Annotated in this window: 17 protein-coding genes; 3 read left to right on the top strand and 14 right to left on the bottom strand. The window is 72.9% G+C overall.

Annotated elements, in window-relative coordinates:
- Window positions 1-12 precede the first annotated feature (12 nt).
- The 11 genes from fliP to aztB form a co-directional block, all read right to left on the bottom strand.
- The gene (fliP, locus tag QL987_RS01950) at window positions 13-840 is read right to left on the bottom strand and encodes a flagellar type III secretion system pore protein FliP (protein ID WP_290156046.1); all 828 of its coding nucleotides are present in this window, start codon (window positions 838-840) and stop codon (window positions 13-15) included.
- Entirely contained in the window at window positions 837-1,394 is a 558-nt protein-coding gene (locus QL987_RS01945) for a flagellar biosynthetic protein FliO (protein WP_290156044.1), read from the bottom strand. The genes fliP and QL987_RS01945 overlap by 4 nt, the downstream gene beginning before the upstream one ends.
- A 4-nt stretch (window positions 1,395-1,398) precedes the next feature.
- The gene (gene fliN / locus QL987_RS01940) at window positions 1,399-2,112 is read right to left on the bottom strand and encodes a flagellar motor switch protein FliN (protein ID WP_290156043.1); all 714 of its coding nucleotides are present in this window, start codon (window positions 2,110-2,112) and stop codon (window positions 1,399-1,401) included.
- Window positions 2,109-2,990: a flagellar motor switch protein FliM gene (locus QL987_RS01935; RefSeq protein WP_290156041.1), complete on the bottom strand. Its 882-nt coding sequence runs from the start codon at window positions 2,988-2,990 to the stop codon at window positions 2,109-2,111. Before QL987_RS01935 ends, fliN begins: the two co-directional genes overlap by 4 nt.
- A gap of 68 nt (window positions 2,991-3,058) precedes the next feature.
- A complete protein-coding gene (locus QL987_RS01930) occupies window positions 3,059-3,988 on the bottom strand; it encodes a flagellar motor protein MotB (RefSeq protein WP_221851386.1) in 930 nt (309 codons plus the stop codon).
- Window positions 3,989-3,990: 2 nt separating this feature from the next.
- Window positions 3,991-4,803 (bottom strand): MotA/TolQ/ExbB proton channel family protein, encoded by an 813-nt coding sequence (locus QL987_RS01925; RefSeq protein WP_290156038.1) that lies wholly within the window; start codon window positions 4,801-4,803, stop codon window positions 3,991-3,993.
- A 1-nt stretch (window position 4,804) separates the two neighbouring features.
- Window positions 4,805-5,086, bottom strand: coding sequence for a flagellar FlbD family protein (locus QL987_RS01920; RefSeq protein ID WP_221851382.1), 282 nt, complete (start codon window positions 5,084-5,086; stop codon window positions 4,805-4,807).
- A gap of 85 nt (window positions 5,087-5,171) precedes the next feature.
- Window positions 5,172-6,401 (bottom strand): hypothetical protein, encoded by a 1,230-nt coding sequence (locus QL987_RS01915; protein ID WP_290156035.1) that lies wholly within the window; start codon window positions 6,399-6,401, stop codon window positions 5,172-5,174.
- A gap of 26 nt (window positions 6,402-6,427) precedes the next feature.
- Window positions 6,428-7,339: a zinc ABC transporter substrate-binding protein AztC gene (aztC, locus tag QL987_RS01910; protein ID WP_290156117.1), complete on the bottom strand. Its 912-nt coding sequence runs from the start codon at window positions 7,337-7,339 to the stop codon at window positions 6,428-6,430.
- A gap of 8 nt (window positions 7,340-7,347) precedes the next feature.
- Window positions 7,348-8,559, bottom strand: coding sequence for an ABC transporter (locus QL987_RS01905; RefSeq protein ID WP_290156034.1), 1,212 nt, complete (start codon window positions 8,557-8,559; stop codon window positions 7,348-7,350).
- Window positions 8,484-9,398, bottom strand: coding sequence for a zinc ABC transporter permease AztB (gene aztB, locus QL987_RS01900; RefSeq protein ID WP_290156033.1), 915 nt, complete (start codon window positions 9,396-9,398; stop codon window positions 8,484-8,486). Before aztB ends, QL987_RS01905 begins: the two co-directional genes overlap by 76 nt.
- A 50-nt stretch (window positions 9,399-9,448) precedes the next feature.
- Between aztB and QL987_RS01895 the strand changes: the two genes are divergently transcribed.
- Together QL987_RS01895 and QL987_RS01890 are read left to right on the top strand one after the other, a co-directional pair.
- Window positions 9,449-10,078, top strand: a complete 630-nt coding sequence (locus tag QL987_RS01895; RefSeq protein ID WP_290156031.1) for an ABC transporter ATP-binding protein — start codon at window positions 9,449-9,451, stop codon at window positions 10,076-10,078.
- A gap of 172 nt (window positions 10,079-10,250) precedes the next feature.
- Complete coding sequence (locus tag QL987_RS01890; protein WP_290156029.1) at window positions 10,251-11,465, top strand: DUF475 domain-containing protein; 1,215 nt, start codon at window positions 10,251-10,253, stop codon at window positions 11,463-11,465.
- Window positions 11,466-11,505: 40 nt separating this feature from the next.
- Here the strand turns inward: QL987_RS01890 and QL987_RS01885 are convergent, their stop codons facing one another.
- Together QL987_RS01885 and QL987_RS01880 are read right to left on the bottom strand one after the other, a co-directional pair.
- Window positions 11,506-13,095 (bottom strand): Na+/H+ antiporter, encoded by a 1,590-nt coding sequence (locus QL987_RS01885; protein WP_290156027.1) that lies wholly within the window; start codon window positions 13,093-13,095, stop codon window positions 11,506-11,508.
- Between the two features lie 107 nt (window positions 13,096-13,202).
- Entirely contained in the window at window positions 13,203-13,421 is a 219-nt protein-coding gene (locus QL987_RS01880) for a hypothetical protein (protein ID WP_290156025.1), read from the bottom strand.
- A 138-nt stretch (window positions 13,422-13,559) separates the two neighbouring features.
- Between QL987_RS01880 and QL987_RS01875 the strand changes: the two genes are divergently transcribed.
- Window positions 13,560-15,092, top strand: a complete 1,533-nt coding sequence (locus tag QL987_RS01875; RefSeq protein ID WP_290156024.1) for a glycoside hydrolase family 36 protein — start codon at window positions 13,560-13,562, stop codon at window positions 15,090-15,092.
- On the opposite strand, the gene QL987_RS01870 is transcribed toward QL987_RS01875, so the two are convergent.
- The gene (locus QL987_RS01870) at window positions 15,089-15,940 is read right to left on the bottom strand and encodes a DeoR/GlpR family DNA-binding transcription regulator (RefSeq protein WP_290156023.1); all 852 of its coding nucleotides are present in this window, start codon (window positions 15,938-15,940) and stop codon (window positions 15,089-15,091) included. The two genes, QL987_RS01875 and QL987_RS01870, sit on opposite strands and share 4 nt — an antisense overlap.
- Window positions 15,941-16,037 lie beyond the last annotated feature (97 nt).

Below are 16,037 nucleotides of genomic sequence, written 5' to 3'. Positions count from 1 at the left end.
GACGTGGTGCGGCTAGACAACGTGGTAGCTCTCGATGAGGGACGTGATGATGAGCCCCCAGCCGTCCACCAGGACGAACAGCAGGATCTTGAACGGCAGCGAGATCATCACCGGCGGGAGCATCATCATGCCCATCGACATCAGTGCCGCGGACACGACGAGGTCGATGACCAGGAACGGGATGAAGATGACGAACCCGATGATGAACGCGCTGCGGAGCTCCGAGATGATGAACGCCGGGATCACGGTGGTCATCGGCACGTCGGCCAGGTCCTTCGGGTTCGCCTGACCGGCGGCCCGGGTGATGAGGGCGACGTCCTCGTCACGGGTCTGGTGCAGCATGAACGTCCGGAGCGGCTTGGTGCCGATCTCGACGGCCTGCTGGAAGTCGAGGTGCCCGGCCAGGTACGGCTGCAGGGCGTCGTCGTTGACGTGCCCGATCACCGGCGCCATCACGAACAGGGACAGGAACAGGGCGAGTCCGGCGATCACCTGGTTCGGCGGGATCGACTGCAGGCCGAGTGCGTTCCGGGTCATCGCGAGGACGACGAAGATCTTCGTGAACGACGTCATCATGAGCAGCAGGGCCGGGGCGACGCTGAGCAGCGTGATCCCGATGAGGGTGACGACGGCCGACGACGGCGTGCCGTCCGGGCCGTTCACGTTCACGCTGAAGCCGCCGGTGGACGGTGTCGGCGGGGCGGTCGGTGCCGTCGGCGCGGTCGGTTGGACGACGCCGGTCGCGTGCGCGCCGGTCGTGGTGAGCATGAGGTACCCGGCGACGACGGTCACGCCGAGCAGGACGAGCAGCAGGAGCCGACCCGTGCGGGCCGCGCTCACCCGGTCCGCCGGGAGCGGAGCGCCGACGCCGCCTGGCGCCAGGTGTCCGCGGAGAGGACCGAGCCCTGCAGCTGGGCGGCGGTCGGGACGACCGGGTTCGTCCGCGGTGCGGCACGCCGTCCGCGGGGCCGGAGCGGCAGCACGTCGTCGGACACGGTCGCGGCTGCGGCTGCGGTGTCGGTGTCGGACGGGAGGCCCGCCCCACCCTCGTCCTGCCGGTCCAGTTCCGCACGGAACGCGTCCGCCGTCGGCAGCGCGACCGGACCTGTGACGATCGTGAGCTCCGGCGCGGGCGCCTGGCGGCTCGTGAGGAGGGTCACGCCGTGCTCGGCCACGCCGAGGACGAGCCGCTGTCCGTCGACGTCCACCACGACGACGCTCGCCTTGCCGCCGACGCCCTGGCGGGCGACGACCTCGAGCGACGCCGAACGGCGCCCCCGGGTGCGTCCGGCGCCGAACTGCCCCTTCTGCATGCGTCGGTGCAGCGCCCACATGAGGGCGAGCACCACGCCGAGGGAGAGCGCGACGCGGAGCGCGATGACGAGCGTGTCCACCGGGTCAGACCGTCTCGGCGACGTCGAGGATCTTGGTGATGCGGACGGCGTAGTCCTGGTCGACGACGACGACTTCGCCGTGCGCGATGAGCCGGCCGTTGAGGAGCACGTCGGCGGGCGCACCGGCGGAACGGTCGAGTTCGACGACGGCGCCCGGCTCCATGCCGAGCACGTCGCGCACCGACATCCGGGTGCGGCCGATCTCCACGGTGAGGGTCATCTCGACGCTGTTGATCCGGCCGAGGTTGCCGGCGGACAGGACCGGGGCGGCCGTGACCGTTTCGGCGACCGTGCCGTTCTCGCGGATCCGGATCGCGACCCAGCCCATCGGCTGCCCGGCGGCGGTGAGGGCGAACACCACGGCCTCCGGGTCGGCGACGAGCGCGACGGCGGAGTCGCGGCGGCCCTCGCCGAGCACACCGGCCCCGAGCGGGGCGACCGCGGCCTCGAGCGAGGGGCGGAGCACGTCGGCGACGGACACGAGTCCGGAGTCGACGCCACCGGCGGCGGTGATCGCGGCGAGGTCGAGCAGCACCACGGCGAGGTCGGCCGAGACGCCACCGACGAAGGAGGCGACCACGGCGTCGGCGGCACGTGCCTGCAGGTCGGCGGACGGGCCTCCCGGCTGGGCGACGGCGACGAGCGGGACGGCGGTGGGCAGCGCGCTGGCGAGCGCCTCGGCGGCGGTCGTGTGCAGGGTGGAGGTGACGACGGTCATGCGGACGGCTCCGATGCGGTGGTGGTGACGACGACGCCCGCGAGCCGCGAGCCGTTCGCGCCGACGGCGGCGGTGCCGACGGGTTCACCGTCGACGGAGATGGTGAGCGGGCGGTGCTGCGGGTGCGGCAGCGGCAGCACGTCGCCGACGGCGAGGCCGAGGACCTGCGCCGGCAGCACGGTGGCCGGGGCGAAGCGCAGCGAGACGCCGACCGGGACGGACGCGAGCTGGGCGTCGAGCAGTGCCTTCGCGTCGGCTGTGGAGACGTCGGCGGGGCGGTCCACGAGCTGCGGCAGGACGGCCTCGGCGGGCAGCGCGAGGGTGCCGGCGGCGACGCGCTCCCCCACGCGGATCTCGAAGGACGCGACGATCATCAGGTCGGACTTCTGCGCGGCCTGGGCGAACTGGCTGTTGAACTGGAAGGCACCGGCCGTGACGGCCTGGTCGAGCAGCCCGCCGAGCGAGTACCGGAGGTCGTCGAGCGCGTCCTCGACCAGGCGGCGCACGAGGGCCTGCTCGATCGGGGTGAAGGTGCGCTCGGGCGTCGGCAGCGGCTTCGAGGCGCCGAGCGAGTGCGAGACCCACGTCAGGGCAGCGTCGAGCGGCACCTGCAGGACACCCTTGGCGGGGACACCCTCGATGGGCAGCAGGACCATGCCGGTGAGGGCGGGCAGCGACGCGGCGTACTCGTCGTAGGTCATCATCGCGACCTGCTCGCACGTGACCTGGCTGAGGACACGGACCTTGGCGGTCAGCTGCGTGCCCCACTGGCGGGCGAACGTCTCGAAGGCGAGCTCGAGGACCCGGGCGTGCTCACGAGCGAGCGTCGACGGGCGCGCGAAGTCGTACACCTCGGGCGCGGTCAGGGTCTCGGTCACGAGTCGTACTCTCGGCCGCCGGAGAGCGGCCGTCAGCTCTGGCCCCTCTTCTGGGGCGACGGTCGCGCCTACCCGGAACGGGCTCCGTCCTGCGCCTTCGCCAGGCTCGGCATGAGGGCGCTGACGTCCTGGTCGGCGTTCGACAGCACCACGATGTCGACCCGGCGGTTGAGCGCGAGGTCCTGGTCGGTGCTGCCCTTGGCGAGCGGCCGGCTGGAGCCGAAGCCGACGGACTGGATCCGGGCGGCCGGCATGCTGCCGCGTTCGACCAGGTCGCGGAGCACCCCGGTGGCGCGGGCGGCACTGAGCTCCCAGTTCGTGGCGTACGGGGCGGTGGAGTTCCGGCTGTCGGCGTGGCCCTCGACGCTGACGTCGTGGTCGGCACCGCGGAGGACCGGGGCGATGGCGTCCATGATCCGCTTCGCCTGGTCGGACAGGTCGGCGCTGTTCGTGCCGAAGTACGTCTCGCTGCCGATCAGCCGGACGGTGAGGCCGCGGGCGTCGACCGTGAACTGCACGTTGGTGGACTGCCCGGCCTTGTCGAGGTTGCCCTTGATCGCCGCCTCGATGGCCTTGAGGTCGTCGAGTTCGGCCTGCGCCGCCTTGACGTCCGCCTTGGTCGCGGTGGCCGGGACGACGGTCGAGGCCGGGTCGACGTTGGTGTCCTTCGTGCCCGACGCCGCGGTGGAGTGGTCGGCCTGGGCCTTGTCGACCGAGTAGCCGGAACCGTCCTCGACCTGGTCCTTCGTGACGACGGTGCCGGACGCGGTGTCGACCTTCTGCGACTTCACCTCGCCGAACCCGGTGGCGAGCGAGTTCTTCAGCGCGATGTACTTCTCCTGGTCGACGGTCGACATCGCGAACAGCACCAGGAACATGCACATCAGCACCGTGATCATGTCCATGTACGACGCCATCCAGCGCTCGTCGGGGTGTTCGGCCTCGTCGTGGCCGCCCTTCTTCCGACCGCGACCACGACCGCGGGGGTTGGCGCTCATGCTCAGGCCGCCAGCTGCTGGTCGTCGGCGCCGGCCTTCGCCTTCGCGCCCTTGCCCGAGTCCCCGCGCGCACTCGGCGGGACCATCGCGGTGAGACGCTCGCCGAGGAGACGCGGCTGACTGCCCGCCTGCACGGCCAGGAGGCCCTCCATCAGCAGCGTCTGCCGGTCGGACTCGAGCTGTGCGAGCTTCCGCAGCTTGCCGCCGATCGGCAGCCAGAGGAAGTTCGCGGTCAGCAGGCCCCAGAGGGTCGCCACGAAGGCGCTGGCGATGAGCGGACCGAGCTCGTCCGGCTTGCCGAGGTTCGCCAGGACGTGGGTGAGCGAGACGACGGTGCCGATGATGCCGACGGTCGGGGCGAAGCCGCCGAGTCCCATGAAGAACGAGCTCGCGCTCCGCATCGGTGCCGCGTTCGACTCGATCTCGTCCTCGAGCAGGATCCGGAGCTCGTCACCGTCGGTGCCGTCGGCGATGTTCTGCAGCGCCTTCTTCATGAACGGGTCGTCGTGCTTGTCGGCCTCCTGCTCGAGCGCGAGCAGGCCGTTCGAACGGGCGGTCTCGGCCAGCCCGACGACGTCGTCGATGACGGTCTGCGGCGGGGTGACCTTGCCGGTGAACGCCTTCGGGGCCGACTTGAACGCCGAGAGGGCGTCCTTCAGTGTGGTGCTGGCGATCCCGGCGCCGATGGTCGCACCGAACACGAGCAGGATCGGCGCGGGGAGGAACAGCCCACCGAGCTCGACGTGCTCCATCTCGATCATGCCGAAGAGGGCGCCGAAGGCCAGGAGGATGCCGACGATCGTCGCGATGTCCACGTCAGCGACCCCCGTCCTGCGTGCGGAGCGGAGCGACCGGCGCGAGCGTCGGCTGCGGGCCGGTGGCGTCGCGGCCGACGGGCAGGTCGGTGCCGTACGCCATGCTGACGATCCGTGCCCGGTAGGTGGCGATGCGGTCGATGACCTCGGCCAGGGACTCGCGGACGATGTACTTCGCCCCGTCGACCATGATGAGCGTCGTGTCCGGCGTCTCCTGGATGCGCTCCACGAGATCGGGGTTCACAGCGAATCCGCTGCCGTTCAGTCGTGTGACGACGATCATGGCCCGTCCTGGTTCTCGATCGACCCGCCGCCGTCCGTGGGGCAGGTGTTCGACCGCCCGTCCGTCAGGTGGTCGGGTCCGTGGGTCAGACGACCGCGATCTCGTTCGGCACGCCCGGCAGACGGTCGCTCGTCGCGACGACGTCGCCGGTCTCGAGGTCCACCGCGGTGACGCGGCGCTCCGCCGGGTCGGTGACGTAGGCGATGCCATCGACGACCTTGAGCGCGGGGTGGGCGTCCTGCCACTCGGCCGGTCCCTCCCACGCATCGATCACCGGGACGGTGTCGAGGGACTTCCCGGTCTCCTCGTCGAGGACGTGCAGGGCGCCGTCGCTGCCGAGGACGACCGCCGAGTCGCCGGGGCCACGCGCCAGGTCCCGGAAGGTGAAGCCGACGCCGTCGGGCAGGTCCGCGACCCGGTACTCGCCGGTTGCCGCGTCGACGAGGGCGACCTGGTCGAGCAGGTACCCCTCGGCGTCCGGGTCGTCGTTGAAGTCACCCACGGCGATGCTCGACGTCTCGGTCGTGAACAGGTTGCCGCTGCGGCCGTACTCGGTCGGTGCGTCGAGCTTCTCGAACGCCCCGTCCCGGTACACGAGCGCACCGTCGCTGCAGCCGAAGACGGCGACCTCGTCGGCCACCGCGCCCTCGCCGTGCACGTCGGGGCACTCCTCGCTGCGGGCGGTCTCCTGCCCGTCGGCGTCGAGCGCGCGGACGCCGGAGCGGGACTCCTCGGTGCCGATCGTGGTGAGGAGCGTGCCGTCCTCGAGCTCGATCGCGACGCCGTGGTGGGCGGCCTCGGACTCGGTCGTGTCGGCGTCCGGCAGCTCCCCCGACGCGACGGCGGTACCGAGGTCGGCGGTGTCGAAGGTGGTCACGTCGCCCGAGCCGTCGGCGAACAGCGCCGTGCGGTCACCGTGCACGACGACGTGTCCGCCGGTGTCCGCCGGGAACGTGAGGTCGGTCAGGGCCGTCTCACCGGTCGTGCCGGCGGCGGTGTCGAGGACGCGGAATCCGTCGGGCACGGTGACCAGGACGTGCCGGTCGTCGCCGGCCGGGTTGACGCGGGTGAAGCCGTCGACATCGTGCTCGCCGACGACGTGCAGGTCCTGGTCGAGGACGAGCAGGCCGCCGTCGACGGTCAGCGTGACGCGGTGGCCGGTGTCGGTGCGCGCGGGGTCGGTGCGCGTGCGGTCGGTGGTCGCGGCGTCCGAGGCGCGGGTGCCCGCCGGACGGTCGGCGCTGGCGCAACCGGTGAGGAGCAGGGCGGCGGTGCCGAGCAGCACGGCCGGGGCGAGGAGTCGTTTCGTCGTCATGGTCGACACTGTATTGATTCTCATTCTCATGTGCGAGCCGACAGGCCGTCGACGATCGCCGCGGTGTTCGAACGCATCATCTCCAGGTACGTCGCGGCACCCTGACCCTCGGCGCTGAGCGACTCGGTGGCGAGGGACCGGATCCGGACGTGGACGTCGGCCTCGTCCGCCAGCACCTCGGCGAGTCGGGCCGGTTGCGAGGCGTCGACGAAGACCGTGGGCACGCCGGCGTCCTCGATCGCCGTGGCCAGGTCACGGAGGTCGGCGGCACTCGGGGACGCCAGCGTCGTCCCGCTCGGGATCACCGCTCCGACGACGCGGAAGTCGAACCGGTCGGCGAGGTAGCCGAAGACGTGGTGGTTCGTCACGAGTGCCCGGCGGTCCTCCGGCAGCGCCGCGAAGGCCGCCGTCATGTCCTGGTCGAGGTCGGTCAGGTCGTCGCGGTAGTCGTCCAGCGCCGTGTCGAGCCGGGCGTCGTCGAGCCCGGGGACGTCGTGCAGCTCGGTCCCGAGTGCGTCGACGACAGCCCGCATCCGCGCGGGGTCGGTCCAGAAGTGCGGGTCCGGTCCGCTGGCGTCCTCGGTGGTCCACTCGAGCACGTCGATCGCGTCCCCGGCCGTGAACACCCGGGCGCCGTCGGTCTCGGCTGCCCGGACGTGCTGAGCCACCCCCTCCTCGAGCCCCAGACCGTTCTCGACCACGAGGTCGGCGGAACGCATCCGCGCGGCCTGCTGGGCGGAGACCTCGAACGAGTGCGGGTCGGCACCCGCGGACATCAGCACCTCGACGTCCGCGCTCTCGCCGACGACCTGCTCGACGACGTCGCCGAGGATGTTCGTGGTGACGACGACGAGCGGTCGGTCACCCCCGCCGTCGGCGGTGCAGCCAGCAGCTCCGAGCGTCGCGAGCACCGCGGCGGTGGCGAGGGCGGCGCGCAGGACCCGGGTCACCGGCCGACCTCGGCGAGGACGTCGGGGCGGACCAGGACGTCGATCGACCGGGCGAGGCGCGCGTCGTCGGCGAAGTCGATCTCGTGCACGACTGACCGCGACGGGTCAGCCAGGTAGGCGCGATGCGCGTCGAGCTGCAGCGTGGCGTCGGCGGCGGGCGCGACCAGCGGTCCGGTCTCGACCCGGTGCCGCTGCCCGTCGGACCAGACCACGATCCTCCCGTCCGTGTCGAGGGCGACGACGTGCTCGTCGGCGTCGTCGACCGCGACCACCTGCACGAGTGGACGCTCGGTCGGGACGTGCTCCCAGGTGCGCTCGCGTGTGTCGAGGAGCCAGTACCCGGTGTCCCCGGCGAGGGCGGCGACCGTCGGCCGACCGGTGCGGCTCGCGAAGTCGGTCGCGCGCGGCAGACCAGCGGGTGCGGCGATCGTCTCGACGACGGGGTCGCCGCCGTCGGGGTCCTCGGTCACGAGGACGGCACCGTCGGCACATCCGACCACGGCACCGACGCGGGTCGTGATGCCACCCGAGGGGTCGGCGCAGTCAGCTCCGACGCCGGTCGACCGGCCGTCACCGGCGAGCACCTCGACGCGGTCCCGCTCGGCGTCGCCGGCGACGAGGGACGTGCCCAGCGGCAGGAGCACCCCCGCGCCGTCGACGGTCGCGGTGGGCCGGACCTCCCCCTGGCCGAGTGCGGCACGGTCGAGCGCGACGGCGGTCGCCGCGTCCGGCCACGCCACGGTCGTGACGGTCTCGGAGGACGCCACGGTCAGGGAGCCGCCCGTGTCGAGCGAGCCGACGACGCGGGCGGAGGCGTCGTAGTAGTGCGTGTGGTCACCGTGGTCGACCGTCCACGAGCCGCCGTCGACGATCGTGGAGCCGGAACCGTCGCTGGTGACGAGGAAGCGTCCGTCGGTCGCCGCGTGCCGCGGTGCGGGGACGGCGTCGAGCGCGTCGGACTCCCCCGTGAGCAGGTCGTGCAGCGCGACCCGCCCGTCGGTGTCCGCCACGACCAGCCGGAGCTGGGGTTCCGGGGCTTCGGTGGCGCCGGCGACGAAGCCGTGCGGGGCGGCCGTCGCGGACGACGACGCACCGCGTTCCGCCCCGGGGGGACCGGACGGGGAGCAGGCGGTCAGGACGAGCGTGGCTGCGACGCCGAGGGACGCGGGGCCGACGATCCGGCCAGGGTGGGTGCGGAGATGGTGCATGGTTCCTTCCGGGGGTTCGGGACGAGGAGCTGGACGGCACGACGGAGTCCGTGCGAGGCGGCCACGGCGACGATCGCGACGAGGGCGATGCTCGCGCCGGCCGCGGTGCCGGCGTGCCACGAGACGAGGAGCCCGGTGGCGACCGCCGCGACCCCGAGGACCGCGCCGAGCACCATCGTCTGGGCGGTGCCGCGGGTCCAGGCCCGGGCGGCGGCCGCCGGGGCCAGGAGCAGTCCGACGACCAGGAGCGTGCCGACGGCGCGGTACGAGGCCACGACCGCCAGGGTCACCAGGGCGACGAGGACCACCTCCGCCAGCCGTGGCCGCAGCCCCAGCGTGCGGGCCTTCCGCGGGTCGAAGGCGGTGGCGGTGAAGGACCGGTGGAAGAGGCCCGTGACGACCAGGGCGACGGCGGCCGCGACGGTCAGCGTGACGACGTCGGTGGTGGTCACGGCCAGCACGTCGCCGAACAGGATCGCGGTGACGTCGGTGGCGAAGGAGCGCGACCCGGACACGATGATCACCCCGAGCGCGAGCATGCCGACGAAGAGCAGTCCGATCGCGGTGTCGACCGACAGCCCGCGTCGTCGACGGAGCGCCTGCACACCGAGCACCATCACGCCGGCACTGACCGCGGCGCCGACGACCGCCGGCACACCGGTCAGTGTGGCGACCGCGACCCCGGGGAGCATGCCGTGTGCGAGCGCCTCGCCGAGGAACGCCATCCCCCGGACGAGCACCCACGTGCCGACGACCGCGCAGAGCACCGCGGCGGTTGCCCCGGCGGCGAGGGCTCGGAGCATGAAGTCGACGGAGAACGGTTCGGTCAGCCAGGTCACGGTCCCGAACGCTACATGAAAACGATTCTCCTTACTGATAGTCTCCTCAGATGCCCCACGAGCCCGTCCGACTGCACGCGGTCACCGTCCGCCGCGGCCCCCGGACCGTCCTGCACCGCACCGACGCGCACTTCGACGCCGGCACCGTCACGGTCGTCGCCGGCGCGAACGGCTCAGGCAAGTCCACCCTGCTCGAAGCCGTCGCCGGCACCCTGCCCACCGCCGAGGGGCGGGTCAGCGGCACCACACCGGGCCGGGTCGCGCACGTCGCCCAGACCGTCCCAGACCCCGGGCCACCGCTCACCGTGCGCGCCACAGTCACGATGGGCAGGTGGGGCGCCCTCCCCTGGTGGCGTCCGCTCGGCCGCCGGGACCGCGACCTCGTCGACGAACAGCTGCACCGACTCGAACTCGCCGACCTCGCCGACCGACCGCTCGCCGAGCTCTCCGGCGGCCAACGGCAACGCACCCTCGTCGCGACCGGCCTCGCCCAGCGCGCCCCGGTCCTCCTGGTCGACGAACCGACCGCCGGCGTCGACGCCCGATCACTCCGACTGGTGCTCGACGCGCTCGCCGCCGAGGCGCAGCGCGGGGTCGTCGTCGTCCACGCGGCCCACGACCCGGCCGCCCTGGCGTCGGCGGACCGCGTGCTCACGCTCCACGACGGCGCACTCCACTGACCGTCGGGCTCCCGCGGGATCGTCGGACTACCCGACCGCAGCGACAGCTGCCCCTCCGGTCCGCGGAAGGGGGGACGGGCCGTCACCCGACCCGGGGAACCGGCCCGTTCCTCCAGGCCGTTGCCCAGGCCCACCCCAGCACCGGCGCAGGTCGGGAGCGCTCCATGGGGCGATGGCCAGATCCCTGCTGACCGTCCCCCTGTCCCTCACCGTCGTCGCGGCCGCCCTCGCCTGGGTCGTCCTCGGCCCCGCCGCCGCGGTCGCCTTCATCGCCCTCGCGGTGCTCGAGATCGCGATGGCCGCCGACTCGTCGGTCCCGATGGCCGGGATCGCCGGCCGCCTGCACTCCCCCGCCAGACGGCTGTTCCTGTCGCTCGGCATCGTCGCCGGCGTCCTCACCATGCGCCTGCTGCTGCCACCGGCAGCGGTCGTCGTCGGGTCCGCCGAGGACCCCGCCGCCACCGTCGGCGAGGCCGTCTTCGCCCCCGGCGCCTTCGCCGCCCACCTGCAGGAGGTCCGACCCGCGCTCGCCGCGTTCGGAGCGGCCTTCATCTGGCTGGTGTTCGCCGAGTACCTCTTCAACACCGACCGCGCGTCCCGCAAGTCCTGGCTCGGCCGACTGGAGGCCCGCCTCGCCGCCGTCGCCCGGCCGCGCGTCTGGTCGCTGGTCACCGCGGCGACCGGCGTGGCGCTGACCTCCTTCCTCGTCGCGGTCACGGCGGAGGGGCGACCGACGTCCGTCCTGCTGGGTCAGGTCGTGCCGGTCCTGGTCGGCGGGCTCGCCGGGATCGCCGCGTACCTCGGGTCGAAGCGGCTGGCGCGGTGGGCGCTGCAGGGGCGTCCGGCTGCCGGCTCGGACACCGGCTCGATCGGCACCGCGGGTGGCGCGTGGCGGATCCACCTCTACGCGTCGACGGTCGTGTTCGAGCGCGGGCTCGTGGTGTTCATGCTGTTCGAGATCCTGGACGGCGTGTACTCGCTGTCCGGCTCGGGGGTCCTCGGGACGGACGGACTCGGGGCGGTCGAGCAGGTCGCGGTCGGGGCGGCGGCGATCGGCGTCGGCGCGATGTTCCTCGCCCGGCTGACCTCGCACCTCGACCAGGCCGCCGGACTGCGGCGGCTGCGGTACCTCAAGGCCGGGGCCGCGTACGTGCTCGGGGTGCTCGCCGTGCTGCTCTGGACCAGCTTGCTCGTGCCGGTGCCGGGGACCCTCGTCGCCTGGTTCGGCACGGTCGTCATCGGTGCGGCGCTGGCGTCGTCGCTGCCGTGGCGGGCGTGGGCGCGGCGTGCGCGGGCGACGTCCGCCGACCGGTCACGAACCGTCGCTCTCGCCGCCGGGGAACGACGATCCGTGACCGCTCGGCGAGACGGGAACGGGGTGTCGTGACCGGTGGGAAGGGCCTTCGCGGCTGGGCTGGCGAGCTCGGCTACTCGCGCTGGTCGAGCCGGAGGAGGCGGGTCTCCTCGGCGTCGTACTCGGCCCGGACCTGGCGCAGGACCAGGTCGTCGATCTCGCCCTGGTCACGCAGCCGCAGCACGGTCGCCGCCTTGAGCCGGACGAGGGCGAGCTCGAGTTCGACGGCCGCCCCGCGCTGCACGAGCAGCGGGTGCTCCTCGTCGTCGCTCTCCTCGGCCTTCACCAGCGCCAGGTGACCCTCGTAGTCCTCGCGGATCCGGTCGACGATCTCCGACTCCGCTCCGGTCTTCCGGGCGAGCCGGGGCAGCGCGTCGAGCGCCGCCTCGATCGCCGTGCGCTCCGCCGACCGGCGCTCCTCGAGCACCTCACCGCTGCCGTCGAACGCCGCCCAGCGCACCACGGCCGGCAGCACGAGCGACTGCCCGACGATGGTGACCACCACGACGCCCGCGGTGACGAACACGATGAGGTCGCGGTCCGGGAACGCCCCACCGCTCTCGACCACCCGCGGGACGGCGACGGCGGCGGCGAGCGAGACGGCGCCGCGGAACCCGGTCAACCCACTGACCAACCGGTCGCGGTGTCCTTCGCGGGGTGAGCCTCCCGTCCGCAGCGTGACGAGCCGGATCGTGCCCCACGACAGGTTGAGGAACGCGAACCGCAGCACGACGACGGCGACCGACACGGCGCCGATCAGACCGAGGCCGACGACGATCTCGCTGCCAGCGAGGTTGCGGACCGAGATCGTCGCCTCGATGCCGACCAGCACGAACAGCGCGCCGTTCAGCAGGAACGTCGCGAACGACCAGAACGACCGCACCTGCTGACGGGTCTCGGCGCGGTCCAGCTTCGGCGCGACCTGGCTGACGACGAGCCCCGCGACCACGACGGCGAGCACCCCGGAGGCGCCGACCGCCTCGGCCAGCAGGAAGGCGGCGAACGGCACGAGCAGCGTCAACAGGTTCTCGAGCACGACGGCGTGGATCCGACGGAGGACCAGCATGCCGAGCCACGAGGTGAGCAACCCGGCCGCGATCCCGCCCACGTAGGACAGGACGAGCATCCCGGAGACGTTCCAGACGGTGAGCTCCTGCTCGCCCGCCGTCACCGCGACGGCGATGCCGTAGATGACGAGGGTCGTGCCGTCGTTCACCAGCGACTCGGCACGGAGGACCGTGGTGTTCCGCCGGGGCAGCGACCGGGTGAGCGCGCCGACGGCGGTGGCGTCGGTCGGGGCGACCGCGGCGCCGAGGACCCAGGCCGGACCCCACGGCATGCCGAGCAGGTGCAGGAGGGTCGCGACGCCGCCGGCGGTGAGGACGACGAGCAGGGTACCCATCAGGACGATGCCGCGGAGGTTCGCCCGGATCTCCCGGAGCGAGATCGTCAGGCTCTCCCAGTAGAGCAGCGCCGGCAGGAACAGCAGCAGCACCGCGTCGGCCGGCAGCTCCACCTCGCCGAACACCGGGATGAAGGCGATCGCGGCGCCGAAGGCGAGCAGGAGGACCGGGGGCGCGACGCGCAGCCGGCCGGAGACCGCGGTGGCGACGGCGATCGCGACCACGAGCACGACGACGAGTTCGGGCGCGATGAGTTCCATGGGGAGTCCAGCCTGACAGGGTGCGGATGCGCGCACGTACGGATCGTCCGCGCAGCGTCGCCGTGCGGAGCGCGCCGCCGCTCAGCGCTGCTGCTCGGCGGTTGCGCTCAGCGTTGGCGTTCGGCGCGTGCGGTGAGCACCAGGAACGTGACGTGCCCGAGCAGGGCGATGCCGAAGAACACGAGGGCGACCGCGTAGACCCGGTCGAGCGAGCCGTCGCCGGTCAGCAGGAGCACGATGCACCCGACGACCGCGGCCGACAACACGCCGACCTGCACCATCGACCACGTCTTCCGCCACCGCGGCTGCTGTCCCTGACCGTCCACGGGCTCATTCTCCCCCGAGACGCCGTGCCCGACCGACCGCTGGCGCGCAGTCGCGGTGCTCGGTTCGGTCTGCCGGGTCACCGCGGCTCCTACGATCGTCGCGCGCCGCAGGTGGTGGTGCAGGGAAGGACCGTGGCCATGGCGACGAGGCAACTGCACTTCGACGGCTCGGGGGTGCCGGACGGCGAGGGCGTCGTCGCGACCCGGCTGGGATGGCTGCTCGACCCGGGAGACGTGCTCGTCGCGCTCGCCACGGACGGCACCGGGGCGACGGACTTCCACCGGGGCGGCTGGAACTCGTGGTCGCCGACCGGCTGGGCCTCGCTCGACGAGAGTCCGCTCCGCATCTGGGGCGACGAGGAGCGGCGGCTCACGGCGGACGACGCGGCGAACGACACGCCGGACCGGCACGAGGGCAACGGGTTCGGCGCGCTACGGCTGGCCGACGGCCGGGTCCTGCTCCTCGGCGCGCTCGGCCTCGGCACCCCGCGGGTGGGCGGCGCAGCGAAGGGCCTCTGGGCCACGGTCGAGACCGACGACGGCGACGGGTGGTTCCTGGGCGTCGGAGCCGAAGCCGCCGTGTTCGCCCGCTACGCGGAACTCCTGCGCGACCGACTCGGCACCCCGTCCGCCGCGCCAGTGTCGACGCTCTGGTGCAGCTGGTACTCGTCCTTCGAGGACATCGACGAGGGGCTGATCGCCGACGCGACGGCCGGGCTCGGCGACCTGCCGGTGGACGTCGTCCAGATCGACGACGGGTGGGAGGAGATCGTCGGCGACTGGGTGCCGAACGACCGCTTCCCGTCCGGCATGGCGGCCACCGCGGCGACGGTCGCGGCTCGGGGGTCGCGCCCGGGGCTCTGGCTCGCCCCGCTCATCTGCCTGCCCGGGTCACGGACGGCGGCCGAGCACCCCGACTGGCTCGTGCAGGACCCGGGCGGCGGTCCGCTGGTCGCCGGGTACAACTGGGACTCGCACTACTTCGCGCTCGACACCACCCACCCTGCGGTGCAGGAGCACCTGGACGCCGTGGTCCGGACAGTCGTCGGGTGGGGCTTCCGCTACCTCAAGCTGGACTTCCTCTACGCCGGGGCCCTGCCGGGCGTCCGACACCGGGACGTGCCGCGGGAACGGGCGTACCGGGAGGCGCTGCAGCGGATCCGTACCGCCGCCGGGCCCGACGTGTACCTGCTCGGGTGCGGTGCGCCGATGCTCCCGTCCGTCGGGGTCCTCGACGGCGTCCGGGTCGGCCCGGACACGGCGTCCGACTGGGCACCGCCCGGGAGCGTCGCCGACCCGAGCCACGAGGGCGGACGGAACGGGGCCACTGCCTCGCTCGCCCGACTCTGGATGCACGAGCTGTACCAGGTCGACCCGGACGTGGCGTACTTCCGGTCGATCGACACGACGATGAGCCCCGAGCAGCGTCAGGTCGGCGTCGACCTGGCGATCGTGGCCGGCTTCCGGTCGACGTCCGACCCGGTGGCCTGGCTCGACGCCGGGGAGCAGGCGGCGCTCCGACGGTTCCTCACCGGTGGCCCGGTCATCGAGCCGGCAGGCCCGGACCGCTTCGTCGTCGACGGCCGGACGGTCGACTTCGGCCCGGTCGTCCGCGAGGCCCGCGTGGGTCGGGAACACCTGACCGAGGAGCGCGACCAGCGACCCCGCTAGTGCGGTGACCGCACGGCCACCGGGGCACCGGGGAGCCCGGGCACCGCGACGGTGTGCACCCGGACGCCGTGCCGACGGATGCGGTCGAGCTCGTCCGGGTCAGCCGCGTCGTCCGTGACCAGGTCGTCGACGTCGTCGAGCCCGGCGACCCAGGCGGTGGTGACGCGACCGATCTTCGACGAGTCCGCGACCACGACGACCCGCTGGGCCCGCCGTGCCATCACGCTGTTCGTCCGCGCCTCGGTGCCGTCGTGCGTCGTCGCCCCGCCGGCCGCGCTGACACCGTCCATGCCGAGGATCGCCGTCCTGACGGTCACCGCGTTGAACGTGCTCTCGGCCAGCGCACCGACGAGTTCCAGGGAGTGACCCCGGACGACACCGCCGGTGACGACCACCGTGAGGTTCGGCCGTCCGCCGATCTCGGAGGCCGTCGTCACCGAGTTCGTGACCACGGTCAGGTCGTTCCGGAACATCAGGGCACGTGCGACCCCGGCGGCGGTGGTGCCGCCGCCGATCGCCACCACGCACGGCCCCTCGGGCAGCAGGGTCGCGGCGCACCGGGCGATGCGGGTCTTCGCCTCGCGGTACTGCGCATCACGCAACCCGACCGGCACCTCGGACGCCGGCAGGGTCCGCGCTCCACCGTGGGTCCGGGCCAGGAGCCCCTGGTCCTCGAGGTCCGCGAGGTCCCGTCGGATCGTTGCCGGGGAGACGCCGAACGCCCGGACCAGGTCGTCCAGGCCCATGCTCCGACGTTCGCGGACGGCCGTGATGATCGCGATCTTGCGGCTGGACCGCTTCGACGACCCGGACTGCAGAGACCGGGCGGACTCGAGGAAGTGCGTCACGGATTCCCTTTCGCTCAACTGGACTGCGCGTTTCTGGTCGTTCATTGCGACAACTGCTCAAAACCACACAGTATGCCTCCACGACGCATCCCACCGT

The organism is Curtobacterium sp. APC 4022 (assembly GCF_030407555.1).
Lineage (GTDB): Bacteria > Actinomycetota > Actinomycetes > Actinomycetales > Microbacteriaceae > Curtobacterium.
This window is presented reverse-complemented; position numbering and strand designations above follow the sequence as displayed.

Coding starts and splice junctions, on each gene's coding strand:
- fliN (WP_290156043.1), bottom strand. CDS start 2,112: ATGACCGTCGTCACCTCCACCCTGCACACGACCGCCGCCGAGGCGCTC.
- QL987_RS01930 (WP_221851386.1), bottom strand. CDS start 3,988: ATGAGCGCCAACCCCCGCGGTCGTGGTCGCGGTCGGAAGAAGGGCGGC.
- QL987_RS01920 (WP_221851382.1), bottom strand. CDS start 5,086: ATGATCGTCGTCACACGACTGAACGGCAGCGGATTCGCTGTGAACCCC.
- QL987_RS01915 (WP_290156035.1), bottom strand. CDS start 6,401: ATGACGACGAAACGACTCCTCGCCCCGGCCGTGCTGCTCGGCACCGCC.
- QL987_RS01905 (WP_290156034.1), bottom strand. CDS start 8,559: ATGCACCATCTCCGCACCCACCCTGGCCGGATCGTCGGCCCCGCGTCC.
- QL987_RS01895 (WP_290156031.1), top strand. CDS start 9,449: ATGCCCCACGAGCCCGTCCGACTGCACGCGGTCACCGTCCGCCGCGGC.
- QL987_RS01890 (WP_290156029.1), top strand. CDS start 10,251: ATGGCCAGATCCCTGCTGACCGTCCCCCTGTCCCTCACCGTCGTCGCG.
- QL987_RS01885 (WP_290156027.1), bottom strand. CDS start 13,095: ATGGAACTCATCGCGCCCGAACTCGTCGTCGTGCTCGTGGTCGCGATC.
- QL987_RS01875 (WP_290156024.1), top strand. CDS start 13,560: ATGGCGACGAGGCAACTGCACTTCGACGGCTCGGGGGTGCCGGACGGC.